This is a genomic window from Pseudomonas grandcourensis (assembly GCF_039909015.1).
Lineage (GTDB): Bacteria > Pseudomonadota > Gammaproteobacteria > Pseudomonadales > Pseudomonadaceae > Aquipseudomonas > Aquipseudomonas grandcourensis.
Map to the genome: position 1 here is coordinate 484,122 of NZ_CP150919.1, position 12,588 is coordinate 496,709.

At 58.8% G+C, this 12,588-nt stretch carries 17 protein-coding genes; 14 read left to right on the forward strand and 3 right to left on the reverse strand.

What is annotated here, in order from left to right; all coding sequences use genetic code 11:
* Window positions 1-4 precede the first annotated feature (4 nt).
* Genes gspE through gspM form a run of 9 tightly spaced genes read left to right on the forward strand, consistent with a single transcriptional unit; the run spans window position 5 to window position 6,909 of the window.
* Window positions 5-1,477, forward strand: coding sequence for a type II secretion system ATPase GspE (gene gspE / locus AABM52_RS02075; RefSeq protein ID WP_347910170.1), 1,473 nt, complete (start codon window positions 5-7; stop codon window positions 1,475-1,477).
* 3 nt (window positions 1,478-1,480) lie between these two features.
* Window positions 1,481-2,689 carry a type II secretion system inner membrane protein GspF gene (gene gspF, locus AABM52_RS02080; RefSeq protein ID WP_347910171.1) on the forward strand — a complete coding sequence of 403 codons (1,209 nt, stop codon included), beginning with the start codon at window positions 1,481-1,483 and terminating at the stop codon, window positions 2,687-2,689.
* A 3-nt stretch (window positions 2,690-2,692) separates the two neighbouring features.
* Window positions 2,693-3,148, forward strand: coding sequence for a type II secretion system major pseudopilin GspG (gspG, locus tag AABM52_RS02085; protein WP_347910172.1), 456 nt, complete (start codon window positions 2,693-2,695; stop codon window positions 3,146-3,148).
* Between the two features lie 3 nt (window positions 3,149-3,151).
* On the forward strand, window positions 3,152-3,619 hold the full coding sequence (gene gspH, locus AABM52_RS02090) for a type II secretion system minor pseudopilin GspH (protein ID WP_347910173.1): 468 nt from the start codon (window positions 3,152-3,154) through the stop codon (window positions 3,617-3,619).
* Window positions 3,612-3,995 (forward strand): type II secretion system minor pseudopilin GspI, encoded by a 384-nt coding sequence (gene gspI / locus AABM52_RS02095; RefSeq protein WP_347910174.1) that lies wholly within the window; start codon window positions 3,612-3,614, stop codon window positions 3,993-3,995. Before gspH ends, gspI begins: the two co-directional genes overlap by 8 nt.
* Window positions 3,988-4,530: a type II secretion system protein GspJ gene (locus tag AABM52_RS02100; RefSeq protein WP_347910176.1), complete on the forward strand. Its 543-nt coding sequence runs from the start codon at window positions 3,988-3,990 to the stop codon at window positions 4,528-4,530. The genes gspI and AABM52_RS02100 overlap by 8 nt, the downstream gene beginning before the upstream one ends.
* Window positions 4,527-5,378: a type II secretion system protein GspK gene (locus AABM52_RS02105; protein ID WP_347910177.1), complete on the forward strand. Its 852-nt coding sequence runs from the start codon at window positions 4,527-4,529 to the stop codon at window positions 5,376-5,378. The genes AABM52_RS02100 and AABM52_RS02105 overlap by 4 nt, the downstream gene beginning before the upstream one ends.
* Window positions 5,375-6,481, forward strand: coding sequence for a type II secretion system protein GspL (gene gspL / locus AABM52_RS02110; protein WP_347910179.1), 1,107 nt, complete (start codon window positions 5,375-5,377; stop codon window positions 6,479-6,481). The genes AABM52_RS02105 and gspL overlap by 4 nt, the downstream gene beginning before the upstream one ends.
* Entirely contained in the window at window positions 6,478-6,909 is a 432-nt protein-coding gene (gene gspM, locus AABM52_RS02115; protein ID WP_347910180.1) for a type II secretion system protein GspM, read from the forward strand. The genes gspL and gspM overlap by 4 nt, the downstream gene beginning before the upstream one ends.
* Here the strand turns inward: gspM and AABM52_RS02120 are convergent.
* On the reverse strand, window positions 6,902-8,182 hold the full coding sequence (locus AABM52_RS02120) for an MFS transporter (RefSeq protein WP_347910181.1): 1,281 nt from the start codon (window positions 8,180-8,182) through the stop codon (window positions 6,902-6,904). The two genes, gspM and AABM52_RS02120, sit on opposite strands and share 8 nt — an antisense overlap.
* Window positions 8,183-8,300: 118 nt before the next feature.
* On the opposite strand from AABM52_RS02120, the gene AABM52_RS02125 reads away from it, so the two are divergent.
* The 3 genes from AABM52_RS02125 (at window position 8,301) to AABM52_RS02135 (ending at window position 9,882) form a co-directional block, all read left to right on the forward strand.
* Window positions 8,301-9,203: a LysR substrate-binding domain-containing protein gene (locus AABM52_RS02125; RefSeq protein WP_347910183.1), complete on the forward strand. Its 903-nt coding sequence runs from the start codon at window positions 8,301-8,303 to the stop codon at window positions 9,201-9,203.
* 89 nt (window positions 9,204-9,292) lie between these two features.
* On the forward strand, window positions 9,293-9,598 hold the full coding sequence (locus tag AABM52_RS02130) for a type II toxin-antitoxin system RelE/ParE family toxin (RefSeq protein ID WP_347910184.1): 306 nt from the start codon (window positions 9,293-9,295) through the stop codon (window positions 9,596-9,598).
* A complete protein-coding gene (locus tag AABM52_RS02135) occupies window positions 9,595-9,882 on the forward strand; it encodes an addiction module antidote protein (RefSeq protein ID WP_007974639.1) in 288 nt (95 codons plus the stop codon). The genes AABM52_RS02130 and AABM52_RS02135 overlap by 4 nt, the downstream gene beginning before the upstream one ends.
* Before the next feature lie 108 nt (window positions 9,883-9,990).
* Here the strand turns inward: AABM52_RS02135 and AABM52_RS02140 are convergent, their stop codons facing one another.
* Together AABM52_RS02140 and AABM52_RS02145 are read right to left on the reverse strand one after the other, a co-directional pair.
* On the reverse strand, window positions 9,991-10,245 hold the full coding sequence (locus AABM52_RS02140) for a hypothetical protein (protein WP_347910185.1): 255 nt from the start codon (window positions 10,243-10,245) through the stop codon (window positions 9,991-9,993).
* A 69-nt stretch (window positions 10,246-10,314) separates the two neighbouring features.
* Window positions 10,315-10,662, reverse strand: a complete 348-nt coding sequence (locus tag AABM52_RS02145; protein WP_223466287.1) for a DUF6124 family protein — start codon at window positions 10,660-10,662, stop codon at window positions 10,315-10,317.
* Between the two features lie 449 nt (window positions 10,663-11,111).
* On the opposite strand from AABM52_RS02145, the gene AABM52_RS02150 reads away from it, so the two are divergent.
* Window positions 11,112-11,708, forward strand: a complete 597-nt coding sequence (locus AABM52_RS02150) for a helix-turn-helix transcriptional regulator (RefSeq protein WP_347910186.1) — start codon at window positions 11,112-11,114, stop codon at window positions 11,706-11,708.
* Complete coding sequence (locus AABM52_RS02155; protein ID WP_347910188.1) at window positions 11,701-12,564, forward strand: queuosine precursor transporter; 864 nt, start codon at window positions 11,701-11,703, stop codon at window positions 12,562-12,564. The genes AABM52_RS02150 and AABM52_RS02155 overlap by 8 nt, the downstream gene beginning before the upstream one ends.
* Window positions 12,565-12,588: the final 24 nt, after the last annotated feature.

Consider the following 12,588-nt stretch of genomic DNA (forward strand, 5'->3'; position numbering starts at 1 on the left):
ACCCATGAACGAACTCTGCGAGCAATTGCCCTTCGGCTTCGCCCGGCGTTTTGGTGTGTTGCTGGAGCATGACGGCGACGACCTGCGCCTTGCCCTGCGCAGCGATGCGCCGCTCACCGCATTGGCGGAAGCGCGCCGGGTGTGCGGGCGGGCATTGCCGTTTCAAGTCGTCGGGGCCGATGAGTACGCCTCGCGCCTGGCCGCGGCTTATCGCGAGGGGCACAGTGCGATGGAGCAAGTTGCCCAGGGGCTGGACGAAGAACTGGACTTGCTCAGCCTGGTCGACCAGGTCCCGCAGACCGCCGACCTGCTGGAGCAACAGGGCGACGCACCGATCATTCGCCTGATCAACGCGCTGCTCGGTGAAGCGGTGCGCGAGCATGCCTCGGATGTGCACCTGGAAACCTTCGAGCAGTACCTGTCGGTGCGCATGCGGGTGGATGGCCAACTGCGTGAAATGCTCAGGCCCAAGCGCGAACTGGCGACCCTGCTGGTGTCGCGGATCAAGGTCATGGCGCGCCTGGACATCGCGGAAAAACGCGTACCCCAGGATGGGCGAATGGCCTTGCGCCTGGCCGGGCATGAAGTCGACGTGCGGGTTTCGACGCTGCCTTCGGCCCATGGCGAAAGGGTGGTGCTGCGCCTGCTCGACAAGCAGGCCGGGCGCCTGGATATGCATCGGCTGGGCATGCCGGACGATACCCTCGCGGCCCTGCGCCAGTTGTTGGGCAAGCCCCACGGCATTCTGCTGGTGACCGGGCCGACCGGTTCCGGCAAGACCACCAGCCTGTACGCCGCGCTGAGCAGCCTGAATGACCAGACCCGCAACATTCTCACGGTCGAAGACCCGATCGAATATCACCTGCCGGGTGTCGGCCAGATGCCGGTCAATCCGAAGGTCGACATGACCTTCGCCCGGGGCCTGCGGGCGATTTTGCGCCAGGATCCGGACGTGGTGATGGTTGGCGAAATCCGTGACCGCGAAACCGCCGAGATCGCTGTCCAGGCGTCCTTGACCGGGCATCTGGTGCTCTCGACCCTGCACACCAACAGCGCGGCCGGCGCGGTCACGCGGCTGGTGGACATGGGCGTCGATGCCTATCTGCTGGCGTCCTCGCTGGTGGGCATTCTGGCCCAACGCCTGCTGCGCACCTTGTGCCCCCATTGCAAGGTTTCGTACCTCGCCGACGCGGTGGCCTGCCAGCGCCTGGGGCTCGACACGAGCACGCCGCACACCCTGTTCAAGGCCTCGGGCTGCGAACAGTGCCAGCACGGCTATCGCGGGCGCATCGGCATTTACGAACTGATCAGCGTGACGCCCGCCGTCTCGGCGCTGATCCATCGGGGAGCCAGTGAGCAAATCCTCGTCGACGAAACGCGCAAGGTATCGCGCAGCCTGTTCCAGGACGGGCGCCAGCGGGTGCTGGAAGGATTGACCAGCCTCGATGAGTTGTTGCGCGTGACCCAGGAGAACTGATCGGTGCCGACTTTCGACTACCGCGCCCACGACGCCCAGGGACGATCCTGCAAGGGACGGCTGGAGGCCGATGGGCCCCGCCATGGGCGACAGTTGTTGCGCGAGCGTGGTTTGTGGCCGCGTGTCTTGATTGAGGTCAGGGTCGGCGGCGGTACGGGCCAGCAGTCGCGGGGTGGACGCCTGAGTGCTGCGGATCTGGCGCTGTTGACGTTGCAACTGTCAACGCTGGTTCAGGCCGGACTGCCCCTGGAGGAAGCGCTCGATGCGGTGGCGAAGCAGAGCTCAAAGCGCAAGGTTGCGGGCTTGCTCTCGGCGGTCAGGAGCCGGGTGATGGAAGGTCACGCCCTGGCCTCGGCGCTGGGGCAGTTTCCCAGGGCCTTCCCCGAATTGTTCCGTGCCACCGTGGCCGCTGGAGAACGCTCGGGGCATCTGGGCCAAGTGCTGGAGCAACTGGCGGCCTACACCCAGGCCCGCCAGGCCTCGCGGCAAAAGATCCAGATGGCTCTGGTGTACCCGTTGATCCTGATGTTGGCCAGTGTGGCGATCGTCGGTTTTCTGCTCGGTTATGTGGTGCCGGATGTGGTGAAGATCTTCGTCGACAGCGGCCAGCCGTTACCCTGGCTGACCCGGGCGCTGATCGGCGTGAGTGGCGGCCTGCGCAACCATTTCCTGTTGTTGATGAGCGTGCTGGCGACGTTGTTCGGCCTGTGGCGCTGGAGCTGGCAGCGGCCGTGGTGGCGCCTGCGCTGGCATCGTTGGGTGCTCAATGCGCCAGTCATCGGTGAAGTGCTGCGTGCCATGGAAGCTGCGCGGTTTGCCAGCACCCTGGCAATCCTCGGCAAAAGTGCCGTGCCCTTGGTGGACGCCCTGGAAATTGCTGCCGCGGTTATCGGCAACCTGACCATTCGCGCGCGGATGGTCGATGTCGCCCGCTCGGTCCGCGAAGGCGGAACGCTGACCCGCGGCCTGGAACTGAGCGGCGACATCCCGCCGATGATGCTGCACATGATCGCCAGCGGCGAACGTGCCGGCGAACTCGACTGCATGCTGGCCCGGGCCGCCGAACAACAGGAAAACAGCCTCGCCGCGCGCATTGCGCTGGTGGTGAGCCTCTTCGAGCCGGCCATGCTGGTGCTGATGGGCGGCGTCGTGCTGCTGATCGTCATGGCCATCCTGCTCCCGATTCTCAGCCTCAACCAATTGGTGAATTGATCCATGCAACCTGTCCGCAAAAACCTTTCCCGCGCGCAACGCGGTTTTACCCTGATCGAAATCATGGTGGTGGTGGTCATCATCGGTGTGCTGGGGGCAATCGTGGTGCCACAGTTCATGAGTCGCCCCGATCAAGCCAAGGTCACTGCCGCTAGAATCGATATCCAGGCCATCGCCACCGCCCTGGAAATGTATCGCCTCGACAACGCCCATTACCCCTCGACCCAGCAAGGCCTGGAAGCGTTGGTCAAGCGTCCCTCCGGGCTGCCCGTGGCCCGGGGTTGGAACCCTCAGGGCTATCTCAAGAGCATGCCGGTCGACCCGTGGAAAACGCCTTATCAATACATCAATCCGAGTGTGCGATCGGTAGACGGCACTTACGACCTGTATTCCCTGGGCGCCGATGGCGCAGCGGGCGGCGAAGGGTTTGCAGCCGAAATCGGCAATTGGGGCCATTGATCCATGGGCTACCGCTGCCGGGGGTTTACCTTGCTGGAAATGATGATCGTGATTGTCGTGATCGGCGTTTTGCTGGGCATGGTGAGCCTTGCCGGTGGGGGTAGTCTCGCGCGTCAGGTCAAGCAGGACGCCGAGGCGATGGTGCAGGTGATTCATCAGCTGCGTGAGCGTGCGGTGTTCGAAGGCCAGGAGTATGGCCTGCGGCTGAGTGTCGATGGCTACCGGGTGATGCACCTGGGTGTTCGTGGGTGGGAGCCGGTGAAGGCGCTGACGGACTGGCCCCTGAACGTGCGAGTACGTTTGCAGCAGGACGGCTATGGGGCAGGGCTGGACGCTGACGAAGGACCGCCGCAGTTGCTGTTGCTCAGCAACGATGAAACCAGCGCCTTCACGCTGACGTTCGAGTCCGGCAACAGGGCCTGGCTGAGTCTGTCCGGCGATGGCATCGGCGAGGTGGCGATCGATGACTAGGCGGCCATCCCTGTCGTCCATGGACGGCTTCACGCTGCTGGAGGTCATGGTGGCCTTGGCGGTCTTCGCGACACTGGCGGCCGCCGTGCTGTCGGCCAGTCAATACGCGGTGACGCAACGCGGCGCGGTCGAGACTCGGCTGTTCGCAGCGTGGCTGGCGGACAACCGCTTGAACGAGTTACGCCTGCAACCCGGCTTGGCGGTCGGCCAGCAACAACAGATCGTGTCCATGGATCAGCGCGACTGGGTGCTGCAACAGCACATCAGCGCCACCAGCGATCCACGTTTGCTCCAGGTCGACATTCAGGTCAGCCCGGCGAACAGTGCGCACGCCTTGCATCGTGCCAGCGGCTGGATGCTCGCGGCTCATGAGTAGGCAGCGCGGCTTCACTTTGCTGGAACTGGTCATCGCCATGGCCATCTTCGCCGTGCTGGGGTTGGCCAGTTGGGGCTTGTTCGATAGCGTGCTGCGAGTGCAACAGGGCACCGCGGCCCACGAGCGAGAGCTGAGGAGCCTGCAACGAGCGATGGCGGTGATCGAACGGGATCTGCTGCACGTCACCGAACAGCCGGTGGTGCTCGCAGCGCCGCTTTTGCAGTTCCAGCGCAGTCACTGGCGCAATCCTCTGGACCAACCGCGCAGTGAGCGCCAGATGCTGACCTATCGACTCGACGGCGGTGTGCTGTGGCGCGAAAGCCAGGGCGAAGGTACAGAGTTCGTGCAACGGCAAAAACTGCTTGAAGGCGTTCGTGAGTTGCGCTGGCGTCTGTTCGACAGCCAGTCCGGCTGGGTCGCTCATTGGTCGGCCGGGCAGGACGCGAAGGCGCCCATGGCGCTGGAGGTGCAAGTCGCTGTCGGGCGCTTCGAATCGATTCGGCGGGTGTTGCCGATGCCGGGTGCATTGCCGTGAACGGGCGCCAACGCGGCATTGCGTTGATCAGTGTATTGCTGGTCATGAGCCTGGCGCTGCTGATCATTAGTGGCGTGTTGCGCAGCCATCACCTTGCGCTGCAAAGCAGTGGGCAACAATTGCAGCAGATACAGCTGCGGCAACTCGCATCGGGCGGGGAAACCTGGGCATTGTTGCTGTTGCGCGACGCGTTGCAGGACGGGGAAAAACCCGTCGAGCGGGTTCAAGGCTGGACGGCCATGACGCCGGGTTTCGAGGTTGACGATGCGCAGATCCGAATCGATATCGACGACCTCGCCGGGCGCTTCAATCTCAATGGGTTGTTACGCCAGGGGCAGGTGGATCGGGTCACCCTCAACCGTTGGGCGCGCCTGCTTGAGCTGCTCGAACTGCCTCCTGTGCAACTGAGCCAGGTCGGGCCGCTGGGGGAACTGAGCCAGCTGCGCTTGCTGCCTGGCATTGACGCTCGCCTGCTGCAGCGGCTGGAGCCCTGGGTGGCGCTGCTGCCCACCGACACCGCCTTGAACATCAACACCGCGCCGGCACTGCTGTTGAGAACGCTCGGCGAGGTGGATGCCGCGACCGCCGATGCGCTGGCGCGTCAGGCAGCAACAACGCCCTGGGCGAGCGTCCAGGCGTTTACCCAGGACCCGTTGCTCTCCGGGCAGGGCCTGAGCAGTCACGGGCTTGGCACTCAAAGCCGCTGGTATCGGATAAGGGTGCAGGTGATCCGGGACGGGCGCGCACTGCACCTGGCCACGGATGTTGGGCACGACCCCAAGACTCGACAGCTGACGGTGCTGCAACGACGTTTTCTTCCCATGAGTAGCCACGAGAGACCGCGATGAACACTTGGCTTTACCTGACCGCCGAGGGGCAGGACGCGCCATCGGGCCTCTGGCCCTGCGTCCTGTGGTCGCCAACCCATGAACGCCAGCCGATGCCGCTGACTCAGGCGGCCTCGGCATTGCAGGGGCAGGCGGTCGATGTGCTGCTGCCCATGGAAATGTGCAGTTGGGTTCGCAGCGAGCCATGGCCGTCGCGACGCAGGCCCGAAGCCCAGGCCATGGCCTACGCCGTGGAAGATCAATTGAGTGAAGCGCTGGAGGTGGTGCATCTGAGCATTGGCACTCGTGATCGTGACGGCTGCTATCCGGTCATGGTCATTGGCCGCGAACGGTTGGCCGCCGTGCTCGACTTGCTGCACGAGGCGGGTATTGAGGTGCGCGGGGTGTTCGTCGATGCCGATCTGTTGTCCGGTGATCAGCCGTGCGGCGCATGGTGGTTCGGTCGCTGGTTGTTGGGTGCAGGTCTGTCGGCGCGCCTGGCGTTGTCCCAAGAAGACCTGGCGCTGCTCACTCCGTTATTGCCCAAGGACATGCAATGGCTGGATGAGCGTGAGGCCCCCGCTGTCATCGACCAATGCCTGGTCCAGCGCCCGACACGGGCCATCAACCTGCTGCAAGGCGCATTCGCCCCACGGGGCAAGCGTCTGCCCTGGCGTGCCGGCGGGTGGGCGCTGTTGATGTTGGCGTTGTTGACTTGGGGAGCCAGCGAAACGCGGATCCGCTTCCTCGACAGCGAAGCCCGCCGCCTCGCCACCCAGAATGAACAGCGATTCAAGGCGCTTTACCCGGAGCAAAGCCGCATCGTTGATATGGCAGCGCAACTCAAGGCCCTGCAAAGCCAGCCTGTTGACTCGCAAAACACCCGCATTGCCGGGCTGGTCCGGTTGATTGAGCAGGTGATTGGCGCCAGCCCGGTCGAGGTCCAGCGCATCGAGTTTCGAGCAGGCGAAGGCTGGAAAATCCAGCTGACCGCCAGCGGCTTTACCGAGCTGGAACAGTTGCGTGAACGCGGGCGACAACAGGGCATGCCCGTGCGGCTCGACAGCGCGAACAAAGCCGCCGGCCGGGTGCACGCCACCCTCACCGTGGAGGACGAGGCATGAAGCAGGCATGGCGACGCATTTCCGTGCGCGAACAACGGTTGTTGCAGGTGTTAGGGGCTTTTTTGTTGGCGGTCGTGGCATTCAGCCTGATCTGGCAACCGACCCGGCAGCGGCTGGAAACGGTCGAGCGACAATACCAACAGCAGGCGGGGCTGGCCGCGCAACTGCAGCGGGCGTTACCGCGCAGCCATGTCCCCGTCGACACCGATCAACCGCTATCGCTGCGAATCAGCGAAAGCGCCACGGCAGCGGGGCTGGAAATCCGTCAGATGGAGAGCGACAGTGATCTGCTGCGCGTGACCCTCAATGGCAATGCGCAGCCCTTGATGCAATGGCTCGATGGGATCGAGCGCGATGGAGTCGCGCTGCAAACCCTGACGCTGGAGAAGCGTGACGATGCCCTGGAGGCGCGGGTGGTGCTCAAGTAGCCGAGGTGTTCTGCGGCAACAACGGCAACTTCGCCAGCTTCAACGCGACCAGCAGCGCAATCACCAGCAGCGTGCCGATGAACAACCCGATGCCGTTCCAGCCGCCCAGGTGCCAGAACACGCCACCCGCCGTACCGGCGATGCTCCCCCCGGCGTAGTAGCTGAACAGGTACAAGGACGATGCTTGCCCCTTGGCCTTGGTGGCGCGGCGACCGATCCAGCTGCTGGCCACCGAGTGGGCGCCAAAGAAGCCGAAGGTAAAGATCAGCATGCCGATGATCACCAGCGGCAAGGGTGTAAACATCGTCAGGGCCAGGCCGCCGATCATCAGAGCGATGGTGCTCCAGAGCACTTTGCGGCGGCCGAGTCTGTCGGCCAGCGAACCGATTTTCGCTGAGCTGTAGATGCCCGACAGGTACACCACCGACAGCAACCCGACGAAGGCCTGTTCCATGTGGTAAGGCGCGGCCAGCAGGCGATAGCCGATGTAATTGAACAGCGTGACGAACGCGCCCATCAGCACAAAGGCTTCAAGAAACAGCAGCGGCAGGCCGGCGTCGCGAAAGTGCATGGTGAAACCGTCGAGCAGGCTGCGCGGGTGCAGCGAGCGGGGGCGGAAGTTGCGCGATTCCGGGAGGATTTTCCAGAACACCGCCGCGGCAATCAGCGCCAGGCCACCGATCACCAGCATCGCCGTGTGCCAGCTGACGAAGTCGATCAATACCCCGGTGATCAAGCGCCCGCTCATCCCGCCAATCGCGTTGCCACCGATGTACAAACCCATGGCGAGGCCGATGTGCTGTGGGTGGATCTCTTCGCTCAAGTAAGTCATCGCAACCGCCGCCAGACCGCTCAACGACAATCCAATCAGCGCACGCATCAGCAGCACACCGTGCCAGCTTGGCATCATCGCACTGGCCATGGTGCACAGCGCAGCGGCGAACAGTGCGGCCACCATCACCGGTTTACGCCCGATACGGTCGGAAATCGGGCCGGTGATCAGCAGGCCGATGGCTAGCATGCCGGTGGCGATAGACAGGATCAGGCTGCTTTGCGCCGCGTTGATGGAATACTCGTGGGACAGCAGCGGCATCATCGGCTGCACGCAGTAGAGCAGGGCGAATGTCGCGAAGCCGCCGCAGAATAACGCCAGTACCGTGCGCATGAACGCCGGGGTGCCTTTTTCGATGTAGATCTCCGCCAGCTCAACGGTGATAGCGTCCGGTGCTGCGGGAGGAACTTCATGGGCGAGTGGGGCGACAGCAGTTTTCACGTTGGACCTCGGAGGGCGCAGCCGGTCAGGCAATGAAAAAAGCATATAGCTGGCTAATGATTCAATCCAATATATTGTTCGACCTGTTTGATAGCTTTAACGACCTAATGGGGTTTCCATGGAATTGCGTCATCTGCGCTACTTCATCGCCGTCGCCGAAGAACTGCACTTCGGCCGCGCCGCACAGGTGCTGGGCATCTCCCAACCACCGCTGAGCCAGCAAATTCAGGCGCTGGAACAAGAGGTCGGCGCGCGGTTGTTCGAACGTACCAATCGTCGGGTCGAGCTGAGCGAGGCCGGTCGGCTGTTTCTGCAAGAGGCACGACTGGTGCTGGCGCAGGTCGACAAAGCGGCAGATGTCGCGCGACGGGCGCAACTGGGCGAGTTGGGTGAACTGAAAATCGGCTTCACCTCGTCGGCCCCCTTCAACTCGACGATTCCCCAGGCGATTTTCTCTTTCCGCCAGCGCTTCCCGGCGGTGCACCTGAACCTGCGGGAAATGAGCAGCACCCAGGTGGCCGATGCACTGGTAGACGAGTCGATTGAAGTCGGCATCATGCGCCCGCTCGGGCTGCCGGACTGCCTCAGCGTGGTCGAGTTGATGCGCGAGCCGCTGGTCGCGGTACTCAGCTCCAAGCATCCGTTGGTAGAGGGCAGCGAGGAGGGCTTGTTCCTGTCAGCCCTGGCGCTTGAGCCCTTTGTGTTTTTTCCGCGTAGCTATGGCAGCGGCCTGTATGCGCAGTTGCTCAGCCTGGCGCGGGATGCCGGTTTCAGCCCACACTTCGCCCAGGAGGCCGGAGAGGCGATGACCATCATAGGGCTGGTGGCGGCGGGGCTCGGTGTGTCGGTGCTGCCGGCGTCTTATCAGCGGATGCGTATTGACGGTGTGGTCTACCGCCCGCTGCTCGATCCGGCGGCGGTGTCGGCGGTGTGGTTGGTGCAGCGTAAGGACCAGAAGTCGGCGATGGCGCGGGCATTTGTTGAACTGCTGACGAGGAAGGTTGAGCCGTTGCAGGCGTGACTATTTTCAATGGTTGGCTCTGATTACCGAACATCGAATGATCAGAAATCCGGATTGAGCGGGTGTAGCTCAAGCGCTACACTTCACGCATGACGGAGATCCTTCGAAGTTCTACATTCTCTGGCTGGCTAACAAAGCTGGCCGATAGCCGCGCCAGGATGCGTATTCAGGTGCGGATTGACCGCATGGCTGACGGGCATTTTGGAGATGTCAAAGCCATCGGAGAAGGATTGAGTGAAGCACGAATCGACTATGGTCCTGGGTATCGGATCTACTTCATGCAACAAGGCCGTCAGTTGATCATTCTCCTGTGTGGTGGAGACAAAAGCAGCCAACCTCGTGATATCAAACAAGCCAGGCTTATTGCGAAATTCTGGCAGGAGCAAAACCCATGACCGAACAATTCACTCGCTGGGACTCTGCTGAGTACCTCAAGACCGAAGAGGACATGGCAAATTATCTGGACGCTTGCATGGAAGAGGCGGGGGATGATCCAGCATTCATCGCCAAAGCTCTCGGGACCATTGCACGTGCCCGCGGCATGACTCAGGTCGCCCGCGATGCGGGGCTTTCTCGAGAAAACCTTTACCGTGCATTGTCGGGTGATGGGAATCCGGAGTTCGGCACCATTCTTAAAGTCATCAAGGCTCTAGGTTTGAAGCTACACGCTAGCACGTGAGTAGCTGTGCAAAACGATGCAGGTCTGAGTAAGTCGCCTCGCAGATACAAAACCGACCTGTTTGTGAGGGGCGCCGCAAGGCGCCCATTGTCGTGCTTGTTGTACGAGTTACGCCGAAATTTGCTTCTGCAATCGTCGCCCGATGACATCCATCAAATCGCAGCCATCACGCAATGAAGTGACCAGCACCCGCGCCAGTTCGCTGTAAATGCCTTCGTCAAACGCAAGGCTTTCCAGCAGTTGAGTCGCGGTGCGAATGCGGTAGGCCGCTGTTTCGTGCAAGACGTCCAGCGGTGCTTGGGTGTCGATCACCAACGATGCAATTTTGCAGTCGATGCCGGTGATAGGCATATATCGATCCATGACAAAAAACCTCCAGTGGTAAGTACGCGAACACAGGGTGCTCGCGGTTTGGCGAACTTCAGGCGATCCCTAAGGCGGGTCCAGGTTGTCTAACGCCCGGTTTACCAGCAACTCGCCCAGCACCGCGAGTTGCTGAATGGCCAGCGCCACATTGCGGCGGGAGCCTTCCAGTTCGCCGGCAAGATCGGTGGTCATGACATTCAGCGAGGCGAGGGTTTCGCAGGCATGGCAGAGCAGGGACTCCGTGTCGATGTTCGGGACGATGGTGAACACGTGGCTGATGGGATCGGGGCGGTCCGGGTTGCGCAGTCGAGCACTGACGAGACGTTCGGTGATCTCGGAGAGTTTGGACAGTTCGACGAAGTCAGCGGGTGGAAGGTCTGGGGATTGCGACGGACTGGGGGTGGTTTTTTTCATCATGGAACTTCCTGCAGAGTTTAAGAAAATATCAAACCAATGCTGCTCAGCAGCAGTTTTTAATAGTTGGACTCGGGTGGTATGCAGGTGGAAGTATTACCAGAAAATCAGGATTTATTAATCAGAAAAATGAACACTTGTGCAATTAAATGATTCGTAATTTACAGTGTGTGGGAATTGTCTGGCATTGCTTTTAAGTGTTGTGATTTTTCCTGTCTGTGTAGGTTTTTTCTGTAGGTTAAGTCCATAAGAGATTGTTGTGGGTATTTTCCGATTAGGATGTCGGAAATATCCCGGTGGAAATATTATTTAACGGTTGTCATGCGTATTTTTATATTTGCTTTTGTACCGTGCTTCGCTATGTAGGATGCTGCTCTCACAAAAAGCCTCGGTAGCGGTCAAACCGTAGCGGCTACCTGATGTAATCGGAAATGTGAGTGGTAAGGTTGATGTACAAAAAAGAAAAGACGGAAAATCTGAAAAATAATATCAAATACTTGATAAAAAGCCGTGGGGAGACGCAGCTGTCGCTGTGTAATTCCAGTGGTTTGACCAGAACTACGATATACAACATTCTCGAAGGGCGGGTTGTAAACGTTCAGCAGTCGACGATTCGCAAAATTTCTGATTTTTTTGGTGTGTCATATAAAGAGATAGAAACTGTTGATTTTGAAGAGAGAGAAATAATTGAAAGTGATGTTTCTCCGGAAGGGAATATGAACCCGGCCGCTGTTCCTGTGATCAAGGAAAGTGATTTGATTCGGAGTTTGGATAAAAGAATTGGCGAGCTCTGCACGATTTACCCGTTGACATACTACTTTGGAGCGGCTTGCAATTTAATAGGTGTTCTTTTGGAAAATGAAATTGCCGGTGTAAATGACTCGGGAGATTTGTTGATCGTAAAGAAAGGCCTGTCGATTTGCGGTAAAGATCAGTTGGTGTACGACACCGAGATGAAGAGACTGCGTATAACAACTGAATGTTGTGTTGAGTCAGATGTTGTTCGTGTTGTAGGTGAAATCATAGAGGAAAGATTTAATGGGTAGTGATTGTGAGAACAGCAAGTATAAGTTGTTAGGTTTTGAGAGTAATAAAGGTCTAGCTGTAATTATGGTTATCTCTACTGGAAAAGTCATTAAGGTTAAGCTGGGTGAAGTGCTGAAGAGCGAAATTATAGATAATTTGAATAAGTCTGAAGTTAAAGACTTGTACAAAAAATATTACTCGGCTGGAGCAGCATTGACCACCTATGAAATGCAAGATCGTCATGAGCGATCATGGATGATTTATGTTGCGCTCAACGTTTTCCTGCTTGCGCTTTACGTTTTTACAAATATTGCGGCGACGAAGCTTGTTTATTTTCAGATGTTTGATCTGGTCCTTCCTCCTGCTGTATTTCTTTATCCATTGACGTTTTTAATAGTTGATTTGTTGAATGAAGCATATGGGCTTAAATTGGCAAGAAGAGCGTTGATATTTGCTTTTGTTAGCAACGCTTTCATTGTGCTATTGCTAAATGCCGTCATGTATCTACCGGAGTTGCCTGATTGGAAGCTTAATGCGTCATATTCTGAAATTGTTGCTCAGGTGTCATCTGTTTTAGTAGCGTCTTCAGTATCGTTTCTTTTTTCTGAATACATAAATACTTACTTGTTGTGTAAGATAAAAGAGCTGACGAACTCCAGGTTTCTATTTCTGCGAGTTTTTTTCAGTACTTTTTTTGCGGTGATAATAGATAGCTTTCTTTTTTGTTATATTGCGTTTTATGGCGTTATGCAAAGCAACGACATTCTCAATGTTGTGTTTGCTCAGATAGCTGTAAAGATGTGCTTTGCTGTATTTAATGTTTTTCCGGCCTACGGAGCAAGGTCATTGTTTAAAAGGTATGTGACTAGTGGGTAGGATAAATAGCGTAAGGGCCGTTAG